The organism is Actinomadura alba, from assembly GCF_014323705.1.
Lineage (GTDB): Bacteria > Actinomycetota > Actinomycetes > Streptosporangiales > Streptosporangiaceae > Actinomadura_C > Actinomadura_C alba.
This window is the reverse complement of record NZ_JABVEC010000010.1, coordinates 34,318-49,623: the sequence shown is the minus strand read 5'-3', so window position 1 is coordinate 49,623 and position 15,306 is coordinate 34,318. Positions and strand designations below refer to the sequence as shown.

The window sequence follows — 15,306 nt, the reverse complement described above, 5'->3', positions numbered from 1 at the left end:
GAGCACTGGATGCGGTGGCCCCACGGCGGCCGGCGATAGTGCGCTCACACGGGAGCGGGTCGCATGCGGCCGGACGGCGTCGGGCCTTCAGGGGCAACTGGGAGGTTGGCCGTCCATGACAAGCCTCACCTCCTCGTCCTGCGTCGCAGTGAATCCCATACGGAGCTATTAGCACACTAGCACCCATAATGGAGCGTTCCCTTGAGTGCGGAACCACGACGATCCAAAGAGAAGCGCGTCGTACGTGGGGCACCCGCACAAGATCTGCTCGGTACCGCCGACCCCGGACCACGGCCCGCCGTGCCGGTCATAGGATCTGACACGACGTCCGTGCGTCCATGATGGGTGGTGCGAATGATCGGCAGCCTCGACTGGGTCTCCGCGATGGGCAGGCAAGACCTGCTCGCCGACCCGGTTGCCCGGGCCGTACGGGAGGACACGCAAGCGCAGGTCGCGGAGATCGACCCCGAACTGGCCGATACCGCCGCGTTCTGCGAGCGCTATGCCGTACCGCTCGGGATCAGCGCCAACTGCGTCATCATCACGGCGAAGCGCGGCGGCGAGGTGGCCCACGCGGCCTGCATGGTGCTCGCCACGCAGCGGGCCGACGTGAACGGGATCGTACGTCGCCACCTCGGTGCCCGTAAGGCCTCGTTCGCGCCGATGGACCAGGCGACGGCCTTGAGCGGCATGGAGTACGGCGGCATCACGCCGATCGGCCTGCCCGAGGATTGGCCGGTCCTGGTCGACACCGCGGTGGCTGATGAGGCGTACGTCGTGATCGGCAGCGGGCTGCGGCGATCGAAGCTCCTGCTGCCGGGCAAGGCCCTCGCCGATCTGCCGCAGGCGGAGGTCATCGCGCTGGCCCAGTAGGGCCGGCGGGCGTTCTGGCGGGCCGGACCGATCCGACCAAGAACCGGTTGCACATCGACCTGGACCCGGACGACCAGATCGCCGAGGTCGAGCGCATCATCGCCCTCGGCGCCCGTCCCGCCGACGTCGGGCAGGGTACGGACAAGAGCTGGATCGTCCTCGCCGATCCCGAGGGCAACGAGTTCTGCGCGCTCAGGCCGCATCGATCCCTCGTGGATTGACACCGGCCGTCGCCGGCTCCGCGGGGCTCGGCTCGGCTCAGCCGACCGGATCGAGGGATCGGCCGGCGCGCAGCGACCACGAGAAACGGTCGACGATGTCGAACAGGGCGGTCGCGGCGGCCGGATCGATCACGATCTCACCGGTGTCCGCCGCCGTCAGGAACCGGTCGAGCACGAAGTACCCCTGAGCGACGTGGGCGGCTCCGAGCGAGGTCAGTACCGGACGCAGCGCGTAGTCGATCGCCAGAACGTGCGCGGTGGTCCCGCCGGTGGCGAGCGGCAGCACGGACTTCTCCGCGAAGGCGTACTGCGGAAGCAGGTCCAGCAACGCCTTCAGCAGCCCCGTGTAGGCGGCCTTGTAGATCGGCGTCGCCACGACGAGACCGTCCACGGCCGCGATGCCGTCGACCACCGCGCGAATCGCGGGATCGGTCTTGTCGCCCGCGAGCAGTGGCGCCGCCGGTAGATCCCGGACCGCCACGGACGTCACGGTGTGCCCGTCGTCGCGCAGGCGGGCCTCCACGTGTTGAAGCACTCCCCGGGTACGAGAGACCGTCGACGGGCTGCCAGAGATCGCCAGAATCGTTGCCATCGAGCACCTTTCACACAACGCACAAAAGACCGACTCGAGTCATCAGCGCGGGCAAAGGTCGGCGGCGATCCGCAGGAGATCGACATGTCGGCGGCGGGTGAGGAGGGGCTGGACCAGCACTCCCCGATACAAACACGTGACCACACGCTATGTCAATGAATCCTACCGTTTAACTAGGAAATACCCACCCGCGTGATCAGATGGCGGGCCGCACCGAGGATCGGCGGAAGGCTCGCGTCACAGCAGCCCGTGCCGCGGCGGATGGGTGCCGTTCAGCACGTACCGGCCGATGTGCTGCACCTTCCAGCGCACGGGATCGTGCAGCGTGTGAGTCCGCGCGTTGCGCCAGTGCCGGTGCAGATTCAGCCGGTTCAGTGCGGAGCGGGTGCCCGAGACCTCGAACACCGCGCTGGACAGCTCCACCGCGACACGGTCGGCGTACGCCTTCGCGGTCGCGACCGCGATGGAGGCCGCTGCGGCGGTGTCATCGGTGAGGTCGCTCCGGGCCAGATCGATCTGCCGTCCGGCCTCCGCCAGCAGCGCCTCGGCGGCTCGCAGCTCGATCGCCAGCTCACCGAACCGCTGGATCAGCAGTGGGTCCTCGGCCGCGGTCTCGTAGCCGCTCTCGAACCAGGGCCGGCTCTTGGTCCGTACGAACTCCACCGCTTCGGCGAGTGCGCCACCGGCGATGCCCACATCGATCGCGGCGTGCAGCAACTGGGCGATCGCGCCGTGCAGCTGCGGGCCGGTGAAGGTCAGGTGGTGCGGCACGACACGTGACGCCGGGACCGGCACATCGCTCAGATGCACGGTGCCGCTGGCGGTGACGCGCTGGCCCATGCCGTCCCAGTCGTCGACCACCTCGACCCCGGGCGCGTCGGCCGGCACGTACGCGACGTGGAGCCGGTCCTCGACACCTCGCGCGAGCACCGGGATCCAGTGCGCGAACAGCGCCCCTGTGCTGTAGTGCTTGGTCCCGCTGAGCACGAAGCCGCCGTCCGCACCGTCACCGTCACCACCGCCCGGGGCCGGCGTCAGCCGGGTCCGGTAGTCCTGAACGTGCTTGGTGCCGGCCTCGGACTGGGCGTTGCCGAAGCGCTTGCCGGCGAGCACTTCGGCGAAGAGGAACTCCCGCTGCTCCGGCGTGCCCTGCTGCCGCAGCACGTTGACGTAGACGATGTGGCTCTGCGGGATCTGTGCGATGTTGGGATCGCCGGCGGCGAGCAGCCGGAACACCTCGGCGAGAACCTCGGTGGAGACGTCGGCGCCCCCGTGCTCCGCGGGCACCGTGATGCCGAGAAGGCCGCTGGCCGAGAGCCGATCGAGCTCCGCACGGGGCAGCACCCGGTCCGCGTCCCGCTCAGCGGCGCCCGCGGCGAACTCCGCGGACAGCCGCCGAGCGGTCGCGATCGCTTCCGCGCCGTCAGCGATCACGTGTGCGGTGCCCACGAGACCGGGCGTTGTCATGTCGGCTACCTCCAGGTACGCGCCCGTCAGGGTCCGGGCCGGACGGTCATCGATGAACGGCGAACCGGCCCGGGGACGCGGCGACGAACCCGGCGGTGGGGCGACGCATGACATACAGGAACCGGATAACGATCACACCTCGCGGCAATCTACCGTAAAGTCGACTGTAAACGTAGGGATGACCGGGTGGCCATGACACCCGATCACGGCTCGCGGGTCGCTCCGCGCACGCTTCGTACCGGCGTCTCACCACCGTCGCCGGGCTACCCGCCCGGATGGTCCTAACATGCTGACGTGCCGCGATTCGATGACGTGAAGGCGACGTTCTGGGACGACGAATCCCGTGGCGCCTTGGCGCCTGTGACCGACGAATCGGTGCGGGAGGCCGAGGCCGTGCTCGGAGTGACGCTTCCCTCTCCGCTACTCGATCTCTTGCGAGCTCAGAACGGCGGTGGGGTGGCAGACGAATGGTGCGCCTTCCCCACCGGCAGGCGGACTTCGTGGAGTGATGATGAGGTCCCGTTCGATCACTTGCTCGGCATCGGCCACGGCGAAGGCGTGCTTTCTCTCCTCGACACTCCGTACCTGGTCGAGGAGTGGGGCCTGCCCTCGCCGGTCGTGTTGCTCTCCGGCGATGGGCACTATTGGATCGGGCTGGACTACCGACGGGGCGGACCGCGGCACGAGCCGTCGGTCACCTGGTTCGACGCGGACCTTCAGACGGAAGTCGCCCTTGCGGCGGACTTCCGGTCATTCGTCGAAGGACTCGCTCCCGCCTCACCCGAGTAGGGCTTATTCGCCCGTCAACGCCGACCGCCCGGTGTGGAGGGCCTCTCGTTCCCATTGATGCCGCGGTTGGGTGTGCAGCCGCCAGTAGTGTTCGGCGATGTCGTCGGGGTCGAAGTCCGTGCCCGCGGCGACGGGGCCGGCCACGGTGACACTCGCGACGTGAACACCGGAGGTCCCGTACGCCTGGTCGAGCAATGTCACCAGGGTTCGGACTCCCGCCTTGCCCAGTGAGAGGCTCACGTACTGCGGCTTGGGCTCGGGCATGCCTCCGGTGATGAGGAACGTTCCGCTGCCGCGCCGCGCCATGGCGGGCGCGACGTGAGCGGCGGCGGTGAGCGCGCCGACCACGTTGACCGCCCAGGCGTCCAGGTGCGCGCTCACTGACAGCTCTCCCGGCGCGTCGGCCTGAATGATCGCCGCGTTGTACACGACGACATCCGGCTGGCCGAGTTCACCGGCTGCCGCGTCGAGGGCGGAGCGCAACGCATGCTCGTCGGTGCTGTCGGCCGCCAAGGTGAGGACCCGTACGCCGGTGGGGGTGACGGCTTCGGCCGCGGCTTTCAACGTCTCGTCGCTGCGCGCGATGAGAGCGATCGGCATGCCCTCCCGGGCGAAGCGCCGGGCGACCGCCTGACCGATCCCCGGACCCGCACCGATGATCACCGCTCCGGACATCTGTGTCTCCTCAGTTCTGCTCGACCAGGAACAAGGAGACGTTAAGGCCTCACATCAGTGTGAGGGTCAACCCGAGGGAGCATGCGATCGGTGAGCTCGCCGCTGCGACGGGGGCGAACAGATGGTGCACGCCGACACCTAGCGGGGAGTCTCGGTGATCTAGGCATGAAAAAACCCGGCCCACGAGGAGCCGGGTGGTATATGCCTGCACTATACCCAACGTTCCCGCCTTCAGTCATCTTCCGGAGAGATGGATCACCATCCCACTGGGCGCGAGTACTTGCCCGCTGGGTCCGGCAGTTGATGATCCTTGAAGTCTGTAGCGGTCAACTGCCGCCACCAGTGGTTCCCAGCTCCAACTGTGGACTCAGCCCGCAGAGCACCGGCGAGCTGGTTCCGGGAAGGATTGATCAAGCCGACAGGCACTCGCTTGCGAGCTTCCTGGATGGGGAAGCGAAGATCGCTGTCGTTGGAGATCACCAGTGCGCCATCGATTGCGCCTGCCAGAACATCCAAAAGGAGATGAGACGCAACGTTGACGTCAGACCCCTTCTCCTCGCGGTTGGCGTACGAGACCATAAAACTGGCATTAGAGATTTGAGCGCTGTTGCCATCCTGGATCATTACGGGCCACTGCGGGCTCACTAGTTGGGGCCGCCCGCGCGGACCCTTGGTAGCCAGGGGAGCCGACTTGACCCGTGCAACGTAGTAACCATATTCGATGTGGTCGACACTGCCAGAGTCGCGCAGGGCCTTCAGGTACACATCCTGATCCGCTTGGCCGGACGGGTTGCTAGCTCCGTCGATGCGAGCCGTGCAGTACACGACTCGGTCTACCTGTGCCCCCGACCAGTTGGTTCGTGCGCTGATCAACGTCTGGGCAAGTGCACGGATATCCAACCAGCGCCACCCTGGTGTGCTCTTTCCACACAGCCCACGGGCTCCGTAATAAAGGTTGAATGCATCGACGTACACACCGATTCGCACGTCTCAAAGATAGCAGCCTCCAAACGAGCGGAGAGCCGAAACAAGGCAAGGAGGAACTGAGATCCGAGTAACTCGGCTGAGCTTGCATGCCTTGCGGCATCTTCTGTGCGCTGGCCGGCGACCAATCCGGCGCGGCGGGACCGTGGGGACACCCAAGCGAACCGCGACTACGCCACCCCGGACGCTAAGCAACTGCTGTGACCATTCGAACGCCTGCTTCTCTGAACACTGCTCGTCCCGGTGCGCGACACCTGGGACCGCGTCGCCAAAATCGACGTTCCCGTACTGGCCATCAACGGCGCCATCGACTCGCCCGACCACATCGGCATGGCCGAACGCCTCACCCGCACCGTCGCCAACGGCCGCGCGATCTCGATCGACGGGACCGCCCACTACTCCAACATGGGGCGTACATCCAGGCGGCTCGTTCGAACAGCAGCGCCCGCACAGAGGATCAGCGTAGGGTCGGGCGGAAATCCTGGCCCGGCTCTTCACAGCAGGCGCCGGAGATGCTCGGCCGTGTCCGAGACGGTCGACGGAGCGTCGTCATCGCGGACAATGCGGGCGACGACCTCACGGAAGAGATTCGCGGCTCGGCCCGGCCCGATGGAACCCGCGAGGCCGCAGGCCTCCGTGATGATGTCCTCGGCTCGCCGCCAGTCGCCCACCTCGACCAGGGCCTGCAGTAGTTGGGCGAGGTCGAGCTTCCCGTACAAGCTGCCGCCGCGGCAGTCGTCGGCCGCGCTCTCAAAGAGCGGGACCGCTTGCCCCCACTGACCGAGCTGAGCGCGGGCCGTTGCCTTGTGCCTGGTGATCTCCGTGTCGTCCACCCACCATGTCCAGTGCGGGTCTCGACCGCCGACCCCGTCCGACAGCGCGGCGCTTGCCCTGTCGAGTGCGTCAAGGGCTCGCCGCTCGTCGCCCATCTGCGCGAGCGCCCGGCCGCGCCGCATCTCGAACAGAGCGGCCACCCGGGGGACGAGCCTGCCGCCTTCGAGGACCTCGTCGGTGATCCGGAGTGCCTCGGCAGGACGGAGCAGATACAGCGACTGCATGGCCAGGTGGGACAACTCGAACAGTTCCATGTCGCGGTCACCGGCCTGCCGGGACAGCAGCATCGCCTCATGGATGAGCTGCCGTGAGGCGTCCTGCCGGTCGGCGTCGTAGGCGAGCCACGCGGTGACCTCGCCCGTCTCGCCGGTGGCGGCCATGAGATCCCTCTCGACCTCAGGCGCGTAGGTTCTAGCACCGAGCTTGGGGTGGGCCGTGCGGAAGACGCGCAACGCCAGCGGGAACACCTCATCCCCGCCCCATAGTGCGTCCAGCCGCACGAGGGCCTGGTTGGTCTCCCGGATCGCATCGACGTAGTCGGCGTCAACCGGCCGGCCGTTCAGCCCTAGGACGTCAGCACTGCCGAGCACCAGGCTGACCGGCGGTGGTTGCCGAGCCGGAGCCTGTACGCCGAACAGATCGGCCTCGTCCAGGCCGAAAGCGATGGCATAAGCAGCGGCCCACTCGCGCGGGAAGTGCTTCCCGTGCTCCCAGTCGTAGACCTGCCGGTTGATCGATGCGACCGGAGTGCGAACCGCACCGACGGCGTCACGGAGTCGACGTGCCATCTCTGCCTTGCTCCAGCCGCGTTTTTCCCGCTCGGTCTGGAGCCGCACCGCCCACTGCGGGCGTACTCGTCCGGTCATCGCGCACCATTCGCTCGACCCTGACCACCCTGAGACTTCAAAGTCTCAGGGTTCGTCTCATCCATTCTCATCTGTCGCCGAGCTATTCGCACGATGTCGACTTGGCGTGACCGAATCGCTACCCGCAGACAGGAGTCGCTCACGGTGCGCGCACAACGACCTTGGGAACCGCCACGGCTCTATTCGTGGACCGTGGTCAGCGGAGCCGGCGCCGGCTCCATTGGCGTCACCGATGACTACGGACTCGCCCTGGACGAGGTCGTGGACGCGCTCGCAGGCGCCCCGGCCGGCGCGCGTGGCCTCGTGCACCGGGTCTCGCTGAGCTACCACCGCGCGGCGTACGTCTACGAGGGCCTGGTCGCCCGCTGCCGGCTCGGCCGCGAGGGTGCCGTGTGGGACGACATCCCACCGCCCTCCACGTGGACCAAACTCCGGCCGGTCTTCACCGACCCCGGACAGGTCCTCGGCGACGCGATCCCGCCCGAGGCGATCGCGACCGGCCTGGTCGACATCCAGGCCCGCAAAGAGCGGCTCGAGGAGACCACCACCGCCACTACTACGAACAGGTGGCGGTGACCTGTGGGCATCTCCTGGGTTTGCAGACGCGGACGTGCCGGGGCGCGGTCGGCACGTCCGCACAGTCCCCCGGGCCGGTGGTGCCCGGGAAGGCGCAGGACGGGCCCAGCCCCCGCGGCCCGTCCTGCGCTCGTACGGCCCGGCGCTAGAGGGGTGTTCCTGGCACCGGGCCGTACGACCACAGAAGCGGGTTTCAACCGCCCGGCCTCGGAGACCTCTGGGATGAGCTCACGGAACACCCGGCGCGCGGCGGCCAGGAGACGCTCGGGATCGATGATGATGTCTTACCGAACGCGCACGCTGACCGTCATATCCGGTTCGGGACCGTGGGCTCGTTCATGCGCCGATGCTAGATCCTTTTGGCGTCGGTCAGGTCGGTGTTCTCGAAGTCGGTGCCGGTCAGGTCGGCTCCCATCAGGTCGGCGCCGGACAGGTCGGCGCGGGAGAAATCCGCACCGCTCAGGTCGGCGCCGCTCAGTTGGGCCCCGCGCAGCTGCGCGTCGGTGACGGTCGCGTTGCGCAGGTCCGCGCCGCGCAGATCGATCCACTCGCCGACGAGGCCGGTGAGGTCGGCCCAGGAGAGCACGAGGCCGCGCAGGTCGGCGCCTTTCTCGAACCGCCGGTAGCGGAGCTCCGCTCGTGTGCCTTCGGCACCGGACGGCCCGTTGTAGATGGCGAGGGGCAGCGACCCGACCTTCAGCACCTGCCAGGTTCCGCCTCCGCCGCCGGTCTCCAGCCAGCGGCGGTGCCCCGCGGCAAGGTCGTTGAGCTCGTCCTGGGTGACGGGGTCGGAGGCGAGCGCCATGTCGCGGACCATGTCCGGGTCGATCCCGGATTCGGCCGGCTGGGCGGCGGCACGCTCCACCGGGCGCAGCTTCTCTGGCGGCTCGACGGGCAGGCCGACGGGCAGGACGTGCACTTCGCCATTGCCGCCGGGGCCGGAATCGGTGATTTTGACGACCACCCAGCGGCCGTCCGGCGACCAGGCCAGCGTCGAGACATATCCGTCCAGCTGATGACACGCGACGAGCTGATGGTCGCTCGTGCGGCGGACGCGAATCTCGGACCTGGGCTGGGCCGTGTGCCCAGCGGGGTCCGACGTGACCAGGAACGCGCCGTCCGGACTCACCGCGAGCGTCCACACCCGCTCGTCGGCGTCGGCGAAAGTGTCGAGGACCTCACCGGTCGACGGATCCAGCACGAACACGTCCGGCGACATCCCGGCGGCGAACAGGCGGGACTCGTCGGCGGTGAAGGCCGCCGCCTCGATGGTGATGCCGGGGTCCTCGGCGTCGAGGACGGTCGGGCCATCGAGGAACTCCACACCGTACGCCACGCCGTACTCGATCCGGTGAAGTCCGGTGCGCGAGTGCGTACGGCCGCGTTCGAGGGGGACGTCGACCCAGGTGCGCGCGTCCACGTCGAACGCGAACTGCCGATCTTCGTTCCAGAAGTCCTTGTAGGTGACCACATGGCTGCCCGGCACCCACACCAGCCGTGTCGCAGAGACCTCGGACTCCGGCTCAGCGCGAACGAGCTCCGACCAGTCGGCGGTCTCGTACACCACGAGGGCCCCGTCGTCGTCGATCACGGACAGGTAGCGGCCATCGTCCGAGAAACCCAGGCCATCGATGTCGGGCTTTTCGAAGGGTGTCAGGACGGTGGCCGGGGAGCGCAGGTCGGGGATGCGCGGCAGGTCATCGGCCTCGGGTTGGTCGGCGAATCGTGGGTACTTCGTGGTGCCCCAGGCATCTCCCGCGTCCAAGTGCTCGACCCAGCAGGGGTGGGTGACGCGGACGATGTAGTCGGCTTGGACGAGCCTGTCCTCGTTGGACCAGCGGCCGTCGCGTTCGTAGTAGAAGTCCTGGATGTGCTCCCAGTCGTCCGGGCTCGGGGGGTCGTTGCGGCGGGCCGTCAGCTGGACGTCCTCAACGATCCAGCGGGCGTTGGCGGAGGTCCAGTCGTCGTCGAGGATCTGGTCGACGTCGATGGCCTGGCCGATGGGCGCATTCCACCGGCCGGACTCCCACAGCAGGCCGAGGAAGAAGCTCCAGTCGTGCTCGGGCGGCGAGAGGTATTGCTGGGACGCGGAGTCGTAGTAGACGACGAACACGCGGAAGCGGACTTCGCGGCGGTCGCGGTCGACGTCGAGGACGCGGGCGCCGTAGATGTCGGTGGACATGCGCTCAACCCCAGATCCGGCGGTGGGACGGCCCGGCGATCAGGTCGCCGACATGGAGCTTGTCGCTGTCGTCCCAGTTGTAGGGCAGGTAGACGGCCATGGCGAAGCCCGCGCGGTGCTCCAGGTCGATGGCCAGCGCCTCGATCGTCCCGGGCGGCGCGACGGCATCCTTGTTCTGCCACTCGGTCGTCCGACGGATCGTGATCTCGCGCGGCTCACCTCCCGGGATGGCCATCCGGACGTAGTACGCCAGGCAGACGCAGCGGAGTTCCGCCGCCTTGCCCTTGGCCTCCGTGAACATGGCGTTCAACGCGGTGCTCACGGAGTCGTCGTCGTAGGCGTAGTCGACAGAGGGCTCGGACAAGGCCTCCATGTACTCGCCGATCACAAGGCCGGAGGGGGTGCGCATGGTCGCGCCGCGTCCCATGTTGAGCTGGTAGCCGTGACCTTGCAGGGCTCCGAAGATGAACCCATCGAGATCCGCGCGGACCTCGGGTGGCAAAGGGCCCGCGAGGCCCAGGTCGAGGGCGTCCACCAGCCGTTTCCAGATGGTGTCGAGGTCGTCGTTCGTCTCATGCCAATTGATCACGGTGTGCGACCCTAGTAGCACACCCCGACAAAATCAGAGATTCTGCCCAACTCGTACGAGGTGGAGCGACACGCTGCTGGGCGTCGATCGTCAGCCTGCGACCAGGTCCATACGGAGGAACTCGGTGATGCGGAGCAGCCTCGGTGGGCGTGCCACCTCATCGGGGAGGGCCTGGAACGCCTCGTCTTCCCCGACGAGGCGTGGGGCGGCGAGTTCCACCTCCCTCCCGTCGACCCGGAGCCACGCACCGTCGGCTGCCAGGACGTTCTGCACCCAGTCCGAGCGCGATCCATACACCAGAACGAACAGGTAGCCGCCGTCGACAGGATGCGCATCGAGCGGCGTGCGGTACGTCGCGCCAGAGATGCGACCGACGTGAATCAGCACCGGCCACGCCCCGCCCGCCATGGCGCGAGGATTGAACACCCTCTTGTTCACGTGCCCCCACCACCTCGGCATCGGCATCGGGATCTCCTTCTCTCGCCCCGGCGGGGCGCGTCGTAGGTCAGACGTTCGCCGAGCCCCCAGCTGATGCAACCCGGGAGGACTTACATCAGTAAGGCGACTTACGCATGTAAGGCTGGCTTACACTTGTAAGATTGTTAATCCGCCCATCCCCCGGAGCCGTCGTGTCACCACCACCACCGCTACCGCCACGGCAACCGCTCAGCAGAGATCTCGTGCTGGAAGCCGCGATCCGGGTCGCGGATCGCGGCGGCGTGGAGGCGATCACGATGCGACGGGTGGCGCAGGAACTGGGCGTGGAGGCGATGTCGCTCTACCACCACGTACCGAACAAGGACGCGATCCTCGACGGCGTGGTCGACATGGTGTTCGCGGCGATCAAGCTACCCAGTGTCGAGTACGACGATTGGCGCGATGCGGTCCGTGCGCGCGCTTCCTCTGCACGTGCGGTCCTGTCGCAGCACAGCTGGGCTCTCGGCCTCATGGACTCCCGTCGCAACCCGGGCCCGGCGACGCTACGCCACCACGACGCCGTCCTCGGTGTCCTCCGGGAGGCGGGGTTCACGCTGCCGATGGCCGCGCACGCTGTCTCGCTCATCGACAGCTACATCGGCGGGTTCGTCCTCCAGGAGGCGAACCTACCTGTGACGACACCGGACGATGTCGAGGAAGTAGCCGGCAGCATCCTCGAGCACCTGCCGGCGGAGGAGTTGCCGTACCTCACAGAGATGATCGTCGACCACGCCCTGCGGCCGGGCTACGACCACACGAGCGAGTTCAGCTACGGCCTGGACCTGATTCTGGATGCGCTCGAAGCTCGCCGGAGGTAGAGCCCCCGACACCGGGTGGCGCTGAGCTTCATCGGTGGTCGCCGGTTGTTCGAAGCTGTAAGGTCGTGATCTTCGGCTGGCGCAGCCTTCCGGAGTACTCAAAGGTACTCATGATGAAGCCCGACAAGACGCCCGCACAACTTCGCCTAGACGCTGCGCTCAACGCACTGGCATCCACCTTCGCAGCGATGACCACTCACCCGGACGAGCACAACTGCGAGTGCCATTGGGGCAGCGCCGAAGAACTCGCCCAACGGTGCTCGGTCCGCGGGCTTGGCAGGCAGGTCGGCACTCGTGATTACGGCCCGTCGGGAACAACGGAACGCTCATTGGCGATAGCGGGCCGCCGGGCGGTGAGATAACGCCAACCACCGTTCGGATGCGCCCGGCTGGGGCTGGTGGCGCTCGTCTTGTAACGGATTGATCACTGTGGATAGGTTACTGGTGGGTCGGGCCTATTTTGCGGGGCATGCCGGTTGGGCCATTCACCAGCCCACACCGGGTGCCGATCTGCAACGCCGGAGTGCTTGGGCAGCGGTCTGGGCGCGTAGTGGATCGCACTGGTTCTTTGTGGGCCTTCAGTGGTTTTCCCTGCGAAGATCGCCGGTATGCCTTTGTCGTTGGTGGTCGACCGGATTTTCGGTGACCGGCCTTTCGCTGAGATCAGCGATCCCGCGCTTGCTGTCGCTGACGAGCACGGTGGGCTGCTTGCCGTGGCTGGCGCGTCCGGGTTCGGCCGTAGAGTGCCCGTCGGTGTCTATGGCACTGGTGACCTGACCTGCAGAGCCCTGTTCCGCTCGCGCTATCCGGTCCACGCGATGGCCTTCCATCCCACACTTCCGCTGTTGGCGGTCGGCACCGGCATGTACGACGGCGGCTACTTCTTTAGGGGCGAGCTTCTCATTCTGCACCTGGAGGCGGGCAAGACCATCTCGCTCATCGAGGGCCATTTCGGCCGCCAGGTGCTGGGACTGGAGTGGCTTGCCCCGCAGGCACTTCGCGTGCTGATGGCGCCGCCGGACGACTGGCAAGACGAGAAGGCACATGTTGATGGACATGTCGCCGTGGTGCGCCGACCCGACTGGAACGCCGTGCCCGCCAGGTCACTCACCGGCCACGACCTAGCCGGACCGCGCGTATCGGCGCCGCGCCGTGACGGCCGTGAGGCTGCTCGCGAGGCAGTTACGCAGCTGAGCGCGGACTGGGAACCGCGCCGCGATGTCCGTGCCGTCGAACGGTTGAGCGACGGCCGGATCCTGGCCGCACTCGGCGGAACACAGCTGGAGTCCTGGCTTCCGTCAGGAGAGCGAGAATGGGCGGTTCCAGATGAAGAGGGCGGACGCGAGATCGTCGTCGCTGCGGACGAGACGACGGCCTGGGTCGCACTGGAACGACCCGAATGGCAAGAGCGTCCACAGTCCGTCGTCCAGCTGTCGCTCTCGAACGGAACCCAGTTGGACCATGTCGTCCCGTCCGCCCCTGCCTCCCTGGTGCGCTGCGCGGACGACCGGCCGGCACTCGCGCCCTGCAGACACGGGGACCGGTCTCGTGGGGCGTTCCCCGTACGGCGCGGCAGCCACCTCTACTTCATCAAGCCAGAGGACGAGGAACGCGGCGCCGCCCGCGCGCGGGTTGTTGCCGTGGCGTTGCCCACGCTTGCGGCGCGGCAGCCCAGTGAGCCGCTCGAAGCCGAGATTCGATCACTGTTTCCCTACTCCTGGGCACCTGGTGAGACGCACTTCGGCGGACCCGGCGTGGAAACGACGGATGAAACCCTGGTCCACGCCGGGACGGTGTACGACGGACATGGGCTACAGCCCGGCGGGTCATTCGTCGTGCGGCGGCCGCTGACAAACGGGACACCACACTGGGTATTTCGGACCGACAGACCGGCCACGGCGTTGGACGCCGACGCCAACACCGCCTACGTCGCCTACGTCACCTACGACGACGGTGAGATCGTCGCGCTCAAGCTCCACGACGGCACTGTGCGCTGGCGGCAGAATCTCACCGTCGGCGCGGTCTCCGCAGTACCCACAGCCCTCACGATCGGCGGGCCAGGCAGCCTCCTCATCGGCACAAGCGACGGGCGCATTCTGGACTGCTCAACCGTCTAGCGGCACCTGGGGAGCGACCGCTTCCCGAATTAGATCAGCATCCTGGGAGGTACTGCGGCTCTTGAGGAACAACGGAACTCGTTCGTGTCCATCATGAGTGACAGCGGCGTGCCCATCGAGAACATCGCCGATCTCTGCGGGCACTCGTCCACGGCGGTCACCGAAGAGGTCTACCGGCATCAGCTCAAGCCCGTGATCACCAAGGGTGCCGAGGCGATCAACGCCGTGTTCGGCGAGAAGAAGACCGAGCCCGTAACGAAGAGGAACACCCAGAAGTCCGCGTCAGTCGCGTGACGGTGGCTCCCCGTTCGGCTCCCATCGACCTTCAAGATCAAAAGAAGGGCCTCGAAACAAGATCCGAAGCCCTTCTAACCTGCATGAAGCTGGCGCAGCCGGAGGGATTCGAACCCCCAACCTCTTGATCCGTAGTCAAGTGCTCTATCCGTTGAGCTACGGCTGCAACGGGAGTTGAGTGTACCGGTTGCCCGGGCACAACGACGAATCGGTTTGCCGGGCGAGTACGTCAGACCGCCGCACATCGCCGCCCACGGAGGTGGCGGGTCGGTCGCGTCGATCTAGGTGTGTTCCGCGGCCGCGCGCATGCGGCCGGCCGGCGGCGGGTCGGCCTCGATGAGGAACTGCTGTGGGCTGGGCAGCCCGTACATCTCGTGGAGCCGGCAGCGAAGCCGTTCCAGCGGATACTCGTACGGGTACACGGCGGCCTTGAAGATGATGCCTTCGAGGACGCTGCGCAACATGATCTCTTCCAGGGCCGGGTCGGCGGCGCCGCGGGCCGCGAACAGGGCTCGGAGGGCGTCCTCCAGACCGGTCAACCGGGCCAGCTTCCGCTTCTCCGCCTGCGCGAACAGCGGATGGGTGGTTGGGTGGATCACCAGGCTGAGCGCGAGCCGTTGCATGGGACGGGAGTTCGCCGTGGTCAGGAAGACGCCGTCAATGATCGCTGCTAGCCGCTCGTCGGGGGTTCCGCTCACTTCGACCAGGTCGGCGAAGCTGTCGAGGTTCCGGTCGAGGATCTCCTCAACGAGGGCGCGCTTGTCCGGGAAGTAGTAGGTGATCAGGTCGCGCGATACGCCGGCGCGGGCGGTGATGTCGGAGAACGTGGCGTCGTGGTAGCCCTTCTCGACCAGGATCTGCAACCCCGCAGTGAAGATCCGCTCTCGCATCTGCTCCCGGAGCTCCGGCTCGGCCTGTGCCGACCGTACCGACATCGTGCCCCCTCACTGGC

Annotated in this window: 16 protein-coding genes and 1 tRNA gene; 7 read left to right on the top strand and 10 right to left on the bottom strand. The window is 67.2% G+C overall.

Annotated elements, in window-relative coordinates; genetic code table 11:
* Window positions 1-354: 354 nt before the first annotated feature.
* Together HKK74_RS15125 and HKK74_RS15120 are read left to right on the top strand one after the other, a co-directional pair.
* A complete protein-coding gene (locus HKK74_RS15125; RefSeq protein WP_187243846.1) occupies window positions 355-873 on the top strand; it encodes a YbaK/EbsC family protein in 519 nt (172 codons plus the stop codon).
* Window positions 801-1,094 (top strand): VOC family protein, encoded by a 294-nt coding sequence (locus tag HKK74_RS15120; protein ID WP_187244001.1) that lies wholly within the window; start codon window positions 801-803, stop codon window positions 1,092-1,094. Before HKK74_RS15125 ends, HKK74_RS15120 begins: the two co-directional genes overlap by 73 nt.
* A 37-nt stretch (window positions 1,095-1,131) precedes the next feature.
* On the opposite strand, the gene ssuE is transcribed toward HKK74_RS15120, so the two are convergent.
* Window positions 1,132-1,686 carry an NADPH-dependent FMN reductase gene (gene ssuE / locus HKK74_RS15115; RefSeq protein ID WP_187243845.1) on the bottom strand — a complete coding sequence of 185 codons (555 nt, stop codon included), beginning with the start codon at window positions 1,684-1,686 and terminating at the stop codon, window positions 1,132-1,134.
* A 237-nt stretch (window positions 1,687-1,923) separates the two neighbouring features.
* Entirely contained in the window at window positions 1,924-3,153 is a 1,230-nt protein-coding gene (locus HKK74_RS15110; RefSeq protein ID WP_187243844.1) for an SfnB family sulfur acquisition oxidoreductase, read from the bottom strand.
* A gap of 294 nt (window positions 3,154-3,447) precedes the next feature.
* Here HKK74_RS15110 and HKK74_RS15105 point away from each other — a divergent pair, with 294 nt between their 5' ends.
* The gene (locus HKK74_RS15105; RefSeq protein ID WP_187243843.1) at window positions 3,448-3,942 is read left to right on the top strand and encodes an SMI1/KNR4 family protein; all 495 of its coding nucleotides are present in this window, start codon (window positions 3,448-3,450) and stop codon (window positions 3,940-3,942) included.
* 3 nt (window positions 3,943-3,945) lie between these two features.
* On the opposite strand, the gene HKK74_RS15100 is transcribed toward HKK74_RS15105, so the two are convergent.
* The 3 genes from HKK74_RS15100 to HKK74_RS15090 form a co-directional block, all read right to left on the bottom strand.
* Window positions 3,946-4,617, bottom strand: coding sequence for an SDR family NAD(P)-dependent oxidoreductase (locus HKK74_RS15100; protein ID WP_187243842.1), 672 nt, complete (start codon window positions 4,615-4,617; stop codon window positions 3,946-3,948).
* A 255-nt stretch (window positions 4,618-4,872) separates the two neighbouring features.
* Window positions 4,873-5,604, bottom strand: a complete 732-nt coding sequence (locus HKK74_RS15095) for an NYN domain-containing protein (protein ID WP_187243841.1) — start codon at window positions 5,602-5,604, stop codon at window positions 4,873-4,875.
* A gap of 491 nt (window positions 5,605-6,095) precedes the next feature.
* Window positions 6,096-7,301 (bottom strand): helix-turn-helix transcriptional regulator, encoded by a 1,206-nt coding sequence (locus tag HKK74_RS15090; RefSeq protein ID WP_187243840.1) that lies wholly within the window; start codon window positions 7,299-7,301, stop codon window positions 6,096-6,098.
* A gap of 144 nt (window positions 7,302-7,445) precedes the next feature.
* Here HKK74_RS15090 and HKK74_RS15085 point away from each other — a divergent pair, with 144 nt between their 5' ends.
* A complete protein-coding gene (locus tag HKK74_RS15085) occupies window positions 7,446-7,877 on the top strand; it encodes a hypothetical protein (RefSeq protein ID WP_187243839.1) in 432 nt (143 codons plus the stop codon).
* A gap of 349 nt (window positions 7,878-8,226) precedes the next feature.
* On the opposite strand, the gene HKK74_RS39925 is transcribed toward HKK74_RS15085, so the two are convergent.
* From HKK74_RS39925 to HKK74_RS15070, 3 genes are all read right to left on the bottom strand, one after another.
* On the bottom strand, window positions 8,227-10,059 hold the full coding sequence (locus HKK74_RS39925) for a pentapeptide repeat-containing protein (protein ID WP_187243838.1): 1,833 nt from the start codon (window positions 10,057-10,059) through the stop codon (window positions 8,227-8,229).
* A gap of 4 nt (window positions 10,060-10,063) precedes the next feature.
* Window positions 10,064-10,648 (bottom strand): hypothetical protein, encoded by a 585-nt coding sequence (locus tag HKK74_RS15075; RefSeq protein WP_187243837.1) that lies wholly within the window; start codon window positions 10,646-10,648, stop codon window positions 10,064-10,066.
* 90 nt (window positions 10,649-10,738) lie between these two features.
* A complete protein-coding gene (locus HKK74_RS15070; RefSeq protein ID WP_187243836.1) occupies window positions 10,739-11,113 on the bottom strand; it encodes a nitroreductase family deazaflavin-dependent oxidoreductase in 375 nt (124 codons plus the stop codon).
* A gap of 164 nt (window positions 11,114-11,277) precedes the next feature.
* On the opposite strand from HKK74_RS15070, the gene HKK74_RS15065 reads away from it, so the two are divergent.
* The 3 genes from HKK74_RS15065 (at window position 11,278) to HKK74_RS15055 (ending at window position 14,354) form a co-directional block, all read left to right on the top strand.
* Entirely contained in the window at window positions 11,278-11,943 is a 666-nt protein-coding gene (locus HKK74_RS15065) for a TetR/AcrR family transcriptional regulator (RefSeq protein ID WP_312881494.1), read from the top strand.
* Window positions 11,944-12,551: 608 nt separating this feature from the next.
* A complete protein-coding gene (locus tag HKK74_RS15060; protein WP_187243835.1) occupies window positions 12,552-14,060 on the top strand; it encodes a PQQ-binding-like beta-propeller repeat protein in 1,509 nt (502 codons plus the stop codon).
* An 84-nt stretch (window positions 14,061-14,144) separates the two neighbouring features.
* Window positions 14,145-14,354: a site-specific integrase gene (locus tag HKK74_RS15055; RefSeq protein WP_187243834.1), complete on the top strand. Its 210-nt coding sequence runs from the start codon at window positions 14,145-14,147 to the stop codon at window positions 14,352-14,354.
* 90 nt (window positions 14,355-14,444) lie between these two features.
* Here HKK74_RS15055 and HKK74_RS15050 read toward each other — a convergent pair.
* Both HKK74_RS15050 and HKK74_RS15045 read right to left on the bottom strand, forming a co-directional pair.
* Window positions 14,445-14,520: transfer RNA gene (locus HKK74_RS15050), tRNA-Arg, on the bottom strand.
* 115 nt (window positions 14,521-14,635) lie between these two features.
* The gene (locus HKK74_RS15045; protein WP_187243833.1) at window positions 14,636-15,289 is read right to left on the bottom strand and encodes a TetR/AcrR family transcriptional regulator; all 654 of its coding nucleotides are present in this window, start codon (window positions 15,287-15,289) and stop codon (window positions 14,636-14,638) included.
* Between the last annotated feature and the right edge of the window lie 17 nt (window positions 15,290-15,306).

Excerpts from the sequence above, each read along its gene's own strand:
- HKK74_RS15125 (WP_187243846.1), top strand. The coding sequence starts at position 355 with ATGATCGGCAGCCTCGACTGGGTCTCCGCGATGGGCAGGCAAGACCTG.
- ssuE (WP_187243845.1), bottom strand. The coding sequence starts at position 1,686 with ATGGCAACGATTCTGGCGATCTCTGGCAGCCCGTCGACGGTCTCTCGT.
- HKK74_RS15110 (WP_187243844.1), bottom strand. The coding sequence starts at position 3,153 with ATGACAACGCCCGGTCTCGTGGGCACCGCACACGTGATCGCTGACGGC.
- HKK74_RS15100 (WP_187243842.1), bottom strand. The coding sequence starts at position 4,617 with ATGTCCGGAGCGGTGATCATCGGTGCGGGTCCGGGGATCGGTCAGGCG.
- HKK74_RS15090 (WP_187243840.1), bottom strand. The coding sequence starts at position 7,301 with ATGACCGGACGAGTACGCCCGCAGTGGGCGGTGCGGCTCCAGACCGAG.
- HKK74_RS39925 (WP_187243838.1), bottom strand. The coding sequence starts at position 10,059 with ATGTCCACCGACATCTACGGCGCCCGCGTCCTCGACGTCGACCGCGAC.
- HKK74_RS15070 (WP_187243836.1), bottom strand. The coding sequence starts at position 11,113 with ATGCCGATGCCGAGGTGGTGGGGGCACGTGAACAAGAGGGTGTTCAAT.
- HKK74_RS15060 (WP_187243835.1), top strand. The coding sequence starts at position 12,552 with ATGCCTTTGTCGTTGGTGGTCGACCGGATTTTCGGTGACCGGCCTTTC.
- HKK74_RS15045 (WP_187243833.1), bottom strand. The coding sequence starts at position 15,289 with ATGTCGGTACGGTCGGCACAGGCCGAGCCGGAGCTCCGGGAGCAGATG.